This window comes from Actinoplanes sp. NPDC048791, assembly GCF_040650095.1.
Classification (GTDB): domain Bacteria; phylum Actinomycetota; class Actinomycetes; order Mycobacteriales; family Micromonosporaceae; genus Actinoplanes.
In genome coordinates this window covers 1-5,911 of sequence record NZ_JBEZGQ010000525.1, presented here as the reverse complement: position 1 = coordinate 5,911, position 5,911 = coordinate 1, and the positions used below count along the sequence as shown (strand labels likewise).

Sequence of the window (5,911 nt, the reverse complement as noted above, 5' to 3'; positions counted from 1 at the left end):
GCGGGCACCCTAACCCCCAAAATTACCGAGGCCCCCCCGCGCCCGGCCGCGGGGCCCTGGCCCCCGATCCAAAATGCCCCGCTCCCGGCGGACCGGGAGCGGCGCGATCGCAGATGTCGGTGTGCAGGTCGCCTCTCGGCGAAAGGCTCAACGCGGCTCCAGCCGAACGGTAATCCGCGAAGGCAAAGGGTGAGGCCCGGGGACACTGATCACACCGACATCTGATCCAACCGTCGGCCGGGCCCGCCGATTCCGGTAGTGGTTGTGACTCAGGCCACACCGTTTGACGACCTGCCCCCCGGGTAGACGAAGCAGCGTGAGTGACTTGAAGGTGCTGGACGACTACCTCGACGAGGCTTTCACCGGGCAGGAACGGCTCAGCAGCGCCGACCTGCAGCGCGGGGCCATCGCCGCCGACCTGCCCGCCACCGCCCTGACCCGCATCGACGCGCTGCCCGAGGGCGAGTACGCCCAGGACGAGGCGGCCGAGGCGCTGCGGGCGCTGGACACCTGATCCCCGTCGAAGCCCCGACGACCTCGATGCCCGACCAAGGAGCGAGATGACCCAGCAGAACGAACGCCTGCCGGCCTTCGGCGACGAGGAGGCCGTACCGGACGGCGACAGCGACTTCGCCGGCGAGCACTCCGACACCGCGGTGGACCGGGAGGTCATCGAGGGCGAGAAGGGCGAGGAAGAAAGCTCGCGCGGCTGGTCCGGCCTGGAGCGAGAGGGCCCGCCCTGACCGCGTCACCCAGCACAGCGGTAAGCCCCCGGTCGAGCGACCGGGGGCTTTCTCGTGCCGGGGTCAGGCCGCCTGGGCCAGCGCCGGCCGGTCGTCCTCGTCGCTCTGCCGGTCACCCTCCGCGGCCTCCTTGGCCAGGGAGTACGCCATCTGCAGGAAGTCGGAGGCGGCCGTGGCGGTGAAGACCGTGGCCGCCAGCCGGGTCAGCCGGGGCGCGAAGACCAGACCGCTGGTGAGCCCGGTGGCCACCCACACCGCCAGGCAGAACGGGCAGCTGACCAGCTCACCGACGGAGTGGCGCAGGGAGCTGCCCTGGTCGCGTACCTCTTCGTTGATCTCGCCGCTGCCGCCCGGCTCCGCATAGCGGGTGAACGGCGCGCGCAGCGGGCTGGTGATCGCGTCCTTGGCGATCAGCCGGCTCAGCTTGTGCGTCGCGATGGAGATCAACACGATGTCGGCGGTGGCCGGCCGGTCCGGTACGGGCTTCGCGGTCAGCTTGGCGGCGGCGGCCAGACTGCCGGCGAGCAATCCGAACGCCCCCATCGTGGCGACGTAGCCGTCCAGCGGCCGGTGCTCGTGGGGTGCGTAGTCCCGCCGCAGCCGGTTCAGCCGGCCGCGTACCGAGGAGATCATGAAGTCCGGGGTCCTCTCAGAAGTCCTGGGTGAGCCGGCCCGGATCGACCTCACGGCCCGGGTACCGGGACAGGTACGCGTTCTCCAGCTCCTCGGTCCGCCGCAGGTGGTTGGCCAGGGCGGCGTCGGGCCCGTGCCGCAACGTCTGCAGCCGGGTGCGGTGCAGGCTGGCCAGCTCACGGAACAGATCGTCGTCGGCCAGCCCCGCGGGGTCGATGCCGTTCTCGGAGACGACGGTCTCGTCGCCGGCGGAGTCGAGCCGGGCGTCGGTCATGACGGCGCTCCCTTCCTCGGTCGCTGAAGTACTTGCTGCAACGGTTGCCCGTGCGCCCTGCCGCCAAACCCGCCGGTACGCTGAGGGACATGAAAGGGCTGTGGACCCCCGCGTGGATCGCGCGCCACATCCTGGCGCTCGTGCTCGTGGCCGGCTTCCTGGCCCTGGGCTGGTGGCAGTTCAGCCGGGCCACCGGTGGCAACTCGCTCAGCTGGGGCTACACCTTCGAATGGCCGGTGTTCGCCCTCTTCGTGGTGTTCATCTGGTTCCGCGAGGTCCAGCAGGAGCGCCGCGCCGCCCGCGCCGCCGAGCAGGACGGGCCCGCGGAGGCTGAGCCACAACCGGAGCAGCCGCCCGTGCCGCGCCAGGATGCCCCGGTGACCGTGCGCCGCCCGGTCCGCGTGCCGGTGGCGCAGGTGGCGCCGGCCGACGACGATCCCGAGCTGGCCGCCTACAACGACTACCTCAGCTGGCTGGCCGCCCACCCCGGAGCCCGGCCGAGCGACTATCCCGGCCGCCGCGCCAGCGCCGGCTGAGTTCAGACCGTCGAGTTCAAGAAGGACGTGCACCGTGCAGGGAGCCCTCACCCGCTACCGGATCATCGCCTGGATCGTCGGCGTGGTCCTGATCGCGCTCGTGCTGGTCGGCATGCCGCTGAAGTACCTGGGTGACAACGACACCGTGGTGGCCGCGATCGGCCCGATCCACGGCTTCCTGTACATGGTCTACCTGGTCGCCGCCTTCGACCTGAGCCGCCGGGCGCACTGGCCGCTGGGCCGGATGCTGCTGGTGATGCTGGCCGGCACGATCCCGTTCTTCTCCTTCTGGGCCGAACGGGTCGTCTCCCACAAGTGGGTCCCGGCCGCACGCACTTCCCCGCCGGTCATGGCAGAGTAGAAAAAGTAACGCTGCGGAACGGATTTGTTGCCCGCCGTTATCGGGATCATTCTCTTATTTGTGATCATTGGCGCAAGTCACTCTACGGGCTCTTGTGTTAATGCCGCGCGCCGATAAGTTAATGCGGTTGGTCCGGTCCGCAGCCACACCCTCGGTGGCGCCGGCCAACGCCGCCGAATCCTCGCCGGCGGAAACGGCGACCAGATCCCCCACGGTCACCGCCTCCGCCACGACGAACCGGGGAACCAACCGAAGCAGCACCGGGGTGAATCCGCGCGAGCGGTAGGGGCCTTCTTCCCGCCCCGAACCCGTCAGCTAACCCGGTAGGCGGCCCGAGCGGAAGAAAGGCCACAAACCGTTGCCACACGCCCGCACGAGGCTCCGTGCGCTGGTGGTTGCCGCCCTGGCGATCGCGATCACCGGCACCACCGCGACCGCCGCACACGCGGAACCGTCGACGAGTGAGCTGACGAAGAAGATCGACAAGGCGTCCGATCAGCTCGAGGACGTCGTCGAGTCGTACAACAAGATGAACATCAGCCTCAAGCAGACCAAGGACCAGGAAAAGAAGCTGGCCGCGTCGCTGGGCCCGGCCAAGGCCGCCCTGGAGGCCGCCGGCTCGCAGATGGACGCGATCGCGGCGTCGGCGTACAAGACGGGCAACATCGGCACCATGAACGTCGTGCTCGAGGGCGCGGACAACCTCATGGACCGGATGAGCATCCTCGAGCAGATCTCCCGCAGCCGCGGCCGCGACATCGCGGAGTACCGCGCGACGACGGAGAACTTCGCCGAGCGCCAGGCCGCCCTCAAGGCGACCCAGAAGAAGCAGGAAGCCGAGGCCAAGGCCCTCAACGCGCGCAAGAAGAAGATCGAGGGCGACCTCAAGAAGCTGTACGCGATGCGCACCGCCGCCTACGGCTCGCCCACGGAGAAGTCCAGCAAGTACACCGGCAACATCCCGTCCATCGCGGGCTCCGCCGGTAAGGCTGTCACCTTCGCCTACAACGCCCTCGGCGTGATGTACGACTACGGCGCGGACGGACCGGACGGTTACGACTGCTCGGGCCTGACCTCCGCCGCGTGGCGGGCCGCCGGCAAGTCGCTGCCGCACAACGCCGCCGCTCAGTACAGCGCCACGACACGGATCTCACGGTCCGAGCTCAAGCCGGGCGACCTGGTCTTCTACCGCAGCAACGGACACGTCGGCATCTATGTCGGCGGTGGCCAGATCATCGACGCCTCCCGCGCGGGCCAGCCCGTCAAGAAGCGCACGATCGACATCATGACCCCGAACGGCTACGGCCGGGTCACCTGAGCCGGGTCACCCGAGTAGCAGGCACGAGAAAAGGCCGGTGTCCCCGCGGGGGTCACCGGCCTTTCGCCGTACTGGCGGTCTGCCTTACGCGGCCTGCAGGCCCTCGGCCCGGGCCAGCTCACGCAGCCGGCCGAGCGCCTGGATCTCCAGCTGGCGGATGCGCTCCCGGGAGAGCGAAAACCGCGACGCCACCTCGGTCAGCGAGTGCTCGCGACCGTCCTCGAGGCCGTACCGGGCGCGCATGATGCCCGCCGACCGGTCGTCGAGGTGGTTCAGCAGTCCCTCGATGCGCTGACGCTCCAGCGCGGTCAGGACGATCTCCTCGGGCGACGGCGCGTCGCTGTCGGCGACCAGGTCGCCGAGGTTGGTGTCGCCGTCGTCGCCCACCGGGGTGTCCAGGGACACGGTGTCCTGGGCCCAGCGGGTCAGCTCGGTGACGCGCTCCACCGTCACGCCCAGCGCCGCGGCGACCTGCGCGGGCTCCGGGTCGGCGCCGAGCTCGCGGACGAGCTGACGGGTGACGTTGCGCATCCGGTTGACGTCCTCGACCAGGTGCACGGGCAGGCGCACGGTGCGCTCCTGCTGGGCGATGGCCCGGCTGATGGCCTGGCGGACCCACCACGTCGCGTAGGTCGAGAACTTGTAGCCACGCTCGTAGTCGAACTTCTCGACGGCGCGCACGAGGCCGGTGTTGCCCTCCTGGATGAGGTCGAGCATCGGCATGCCCGAGCGCACGTAACGGCGGGCGATCGACACGACCAGTCGCAGGTTGGCGCGAATGAAGAGATCCTTCGCCCGCTTGCCCTCGGTGACCAGCCGCTCCAGCTCTTCCCGGCTCACGCCGCGACGGACCTCGCCGGTGTCGAGCAGGTGCTCGGCGTAGAGGCCGGCCTCGATTGCCTTGGAGAGGTCGACCTCCCTGGCAGCATCCAGCAGCGGCGTCCGGGAGATTTCGTGCAGGTAGACTCCGACGAGGTCGCGCTCCTCGGCGACCTGGTCGGTCCTCATCACGGTGTTCTTCTCCACGTTGCCCACGGTCCCCTCATTGCCTTCACTAACCCTGTTACGGGCAATACCTGCGTCCATCAGCCCTCCCCGTAACGTCCGCAGTTCATGCATTGCGGTGCTGACACATACCTGAACAGTTGGCGCCCTGCGCTGATTCCGGCTGGTGAGTCGAAAGTGTCACGAGTGTCTGAGCATCAGCTGAGAGCCGCGTGCATACTTACTGAAGAGGGCTCCTGCAGAGGTATTCGGAGCAGCACCCGCCGGTGGATGCGTGATGAGACGCATACCCTGTGCCCGCTTCATGACACCATCGGCCCCTCTTCGTCACAGCGACGGGCATCACGGATTCCGCTGCGATGCTCATCACTACCCAGTACGGGCTGGTAGCCGATTGGGTTCACGTCCAGCATCGACAGGTTGCCGTCCGGCTTGACCCAAACGCCACGGCAAAAGCTCCCGTCGCCGACCGCGAACGGGACCACCTGCCACGATGCGGCACGACAAGCCCCAGTTCACTCGCCCGTACGGGTGACCCTCCCGGGAATGACGGCCGTTCGGCGGGCCGCCCCGGCCGTTCCACCGAGTCCCGGCGGCAGTGATGCGAAACACACCGTTACGGTTCTCGGTATGGAGCGCAGTGTGCTGGTTACGGGTGGAGCGGGCGGGCTCGGCGGGGCCGTCCTAGAGGTGCTGCGCGATCAGGGCTGGCGCGTCGTCGCCCCGGTCCGGGCGGGCGCCGAGCGGTTGCCCAAGGGTGTGTTCTCGGTCACGGCTGAGCTGACCGACCCCGAGGCCGTCGCCGACGCGGTGGCCGTCGCGACCGCTGAGCCCGGTGCGCCCCTGCGCGCGGTGGTGAACCTGGCCGGTGGATATGCCGGCGGCGGGCCTGTGCACGAGACGCCGATCGAGGACTTCGAGGCGATCCTGCGGTCCAACCTGCGCCCGACGTACCTGGTGACCGCGGCCGCACTGCCCCACCTGGTGGCGGCCGGCGGCGGCTCGGTGGTGTGCGTCTCGTCGCGCGCGGCCGTCGCCCCG

The 5,911-nt window shown here is 69.3% G+C and carries 9 protein-coding genes and 1 riboswitch; of the genes, 6 read left to right on the top strand and 3 right to left on the bottom strand.

The features are described from left to right. Positions 1 to 316 precede the first annotated feature (316 nt). Both AB0C29_RS29985 and AB0C29_RS29980 read left to right on the top strand, forming a co-directional pair. Positions 317 to 514: a hypothetical protein gene (locus tag AB0C29_RS29985; protein WP_360554969.1), complete on the top strand. Its 198-nt coding sequence runs from the start codon at positions 317 to 319 to the stop codon at positions 512 to 514. A gap of 46 nt (positions 515 to 560) precedes the next feature. Beyond that, on the top strand, positions 561 to 743 hold the full coding sequence (locus AB0C29_RS29980; protein ID WP_360827039.1) for a hypothetical protein: 183 nt from the start codon (positions 561 to 563) through the stop codon (positions 741 to 743). A gap of 63 nt (positions 744 to 806) precedes the next feature. Here AB0C29_RS29980 and AB0C29_RS29975 read toward each other — a convergent pair whose 3' ends face one another. Together AB0C29_RS29975 and AB0C29_RS29970 are read right to left on the bottom strand one after the other, a co-directional pair. Further along, entirely contained in the window at positions 807 to 1,373 is a 567-nt protein-coding gene (locus AB0C29_RS29975; protein ID WP_360827042.1) for a DUF1360 domain-containing protein, read from the bottom strand. Between the two features lie 19 nt (positions 1,374 to 1,392). Then, positions 1,393 to 1,650: a DUF6158 family protein gene (locus AB0C29_RS29970; RefSeq protein ID WP_360827036.1), complete on the bottom strand. Its 258-nt coding sequence runs from the start codon at positions 1,648 to 1,650 to the stop codon at positions 1,393 to 1,395. Between the two features lie 89 nt (positions 1,651 to 1,739). On the opposite strand from AB0C29_RS29970, the gene AB0C29_RS29965 reads away from it, so the two are divergent. The 3 genes from AB0C29_RS29965 to AB0C29_RS29955 all read left to right on the top strand — a co-directional run bounded on the left by AB0C29_RS29965 (position 1,740) and on the right by AB0C29_RS29955 (position 3,865). Beyond that, positions 1,740 to 2,186, top strand: a complete 447-nt coding sequence (locus AB0C29_RS29965) for a hypothetical protein (RefSeq protein ID WP_360554975.1) — start codon at positions 1,740 to 1,742, stop codon at positions 2,184 to 2,186. Between the two features lie 34 nt (positions 2,187 to 2,220). Continuing rightward, positions 2,221 to 2,547, top strand: coding sequence for a DUF3817 domain-containing protein (locus AB0C29_RS29960; protein WP_360827033.1), 327 nt, complete (start codon positions 2,221 to 2,223; stop codon positions 2,545 to 2,547). 209 nt (positions 2,548 to 2,756) lie between these two features. After that, positions 2,757 to 2,891: riboswitch (cyclic di-AMP (ydaO/yuaA leader) on the top strand. Positions 2,892 to 2,938: 47 nt separating this feature from the next. After that, complete coding sequence (locus AB0C29_RS29955) at positions 2,939 to 3,865, top strand: NlpC/P60 family protein (protein ID WP_360827030.1); 927 nt, start codon at positions 2,939 to 2,941, stop codon at positions 3,863 to 3,865. Positions 3,866 to 3,949: 84 nt separating this feature from the next. On the opposite strand, the gene AB0C29_RS29950 is transcribed toward AB0C29_RS29955, so the two are convergent. Then, the gene (locus tag AB0C29_RS29950; RefSeq protein ID WP_041840672.1) at positions 3,950 to 4,951 is read right to left on the bottom strand and encodes an RNA polymerase sigma factor RpoD/SigA; all 1,002 of its coding nucleotides are present in this window, start codon (positions 4,949 to 4,951) and stop codon (positions 3,950 to 3,952) included. A 549-nt stretch (positions 4,952 to 5,500) separates the two neighbouring features. Here AB0C29_RS29950 and AB0C29_RS29945 point away from each other — a divergent pair. Continuing rightward, the coding region (locus AB0C29_RS29945) for an SDR family oxidoreductase (RefSeq protein ID WP_360827027.1) at positions 5,501 to 5,911 on the top strand (411 nt) is incomplete at its 3' end.

Excerpts from the sequence above, each read along its gene's own strand:
- AB0C29_RS29980 (WP_360827039.1), top strand. The coding sequence starts at position 561 with ATGACCCAGCAGAACGAACGCCTGCCGGCCTTCGGCGACGAGGAGGCC.
- AB0C29_RS29970 (WP_360827036.1), bottom strand. The coding sequence starts at position 1,650 with ATGACCGACGCCCGGCTCGACTCCGCCGGCGACGAGACCGTCGTCTCC.
- AB0C29_RS29965 (WP_360554975.1), top strand. The coding sequence starts at position 1,740 with ATGAAAGGGCTGTGGACCCCCGCGTGGATCGCGCGCCACATCCTGGCG.
- AB0C29_RS29950 (WP_041840672.1), bottom strand. The coding sequence starts at position 4,951 with ATGGACGCAGGTATTGCCCGTAACAGGGTTAGTGAAGGCAATGAGGGG.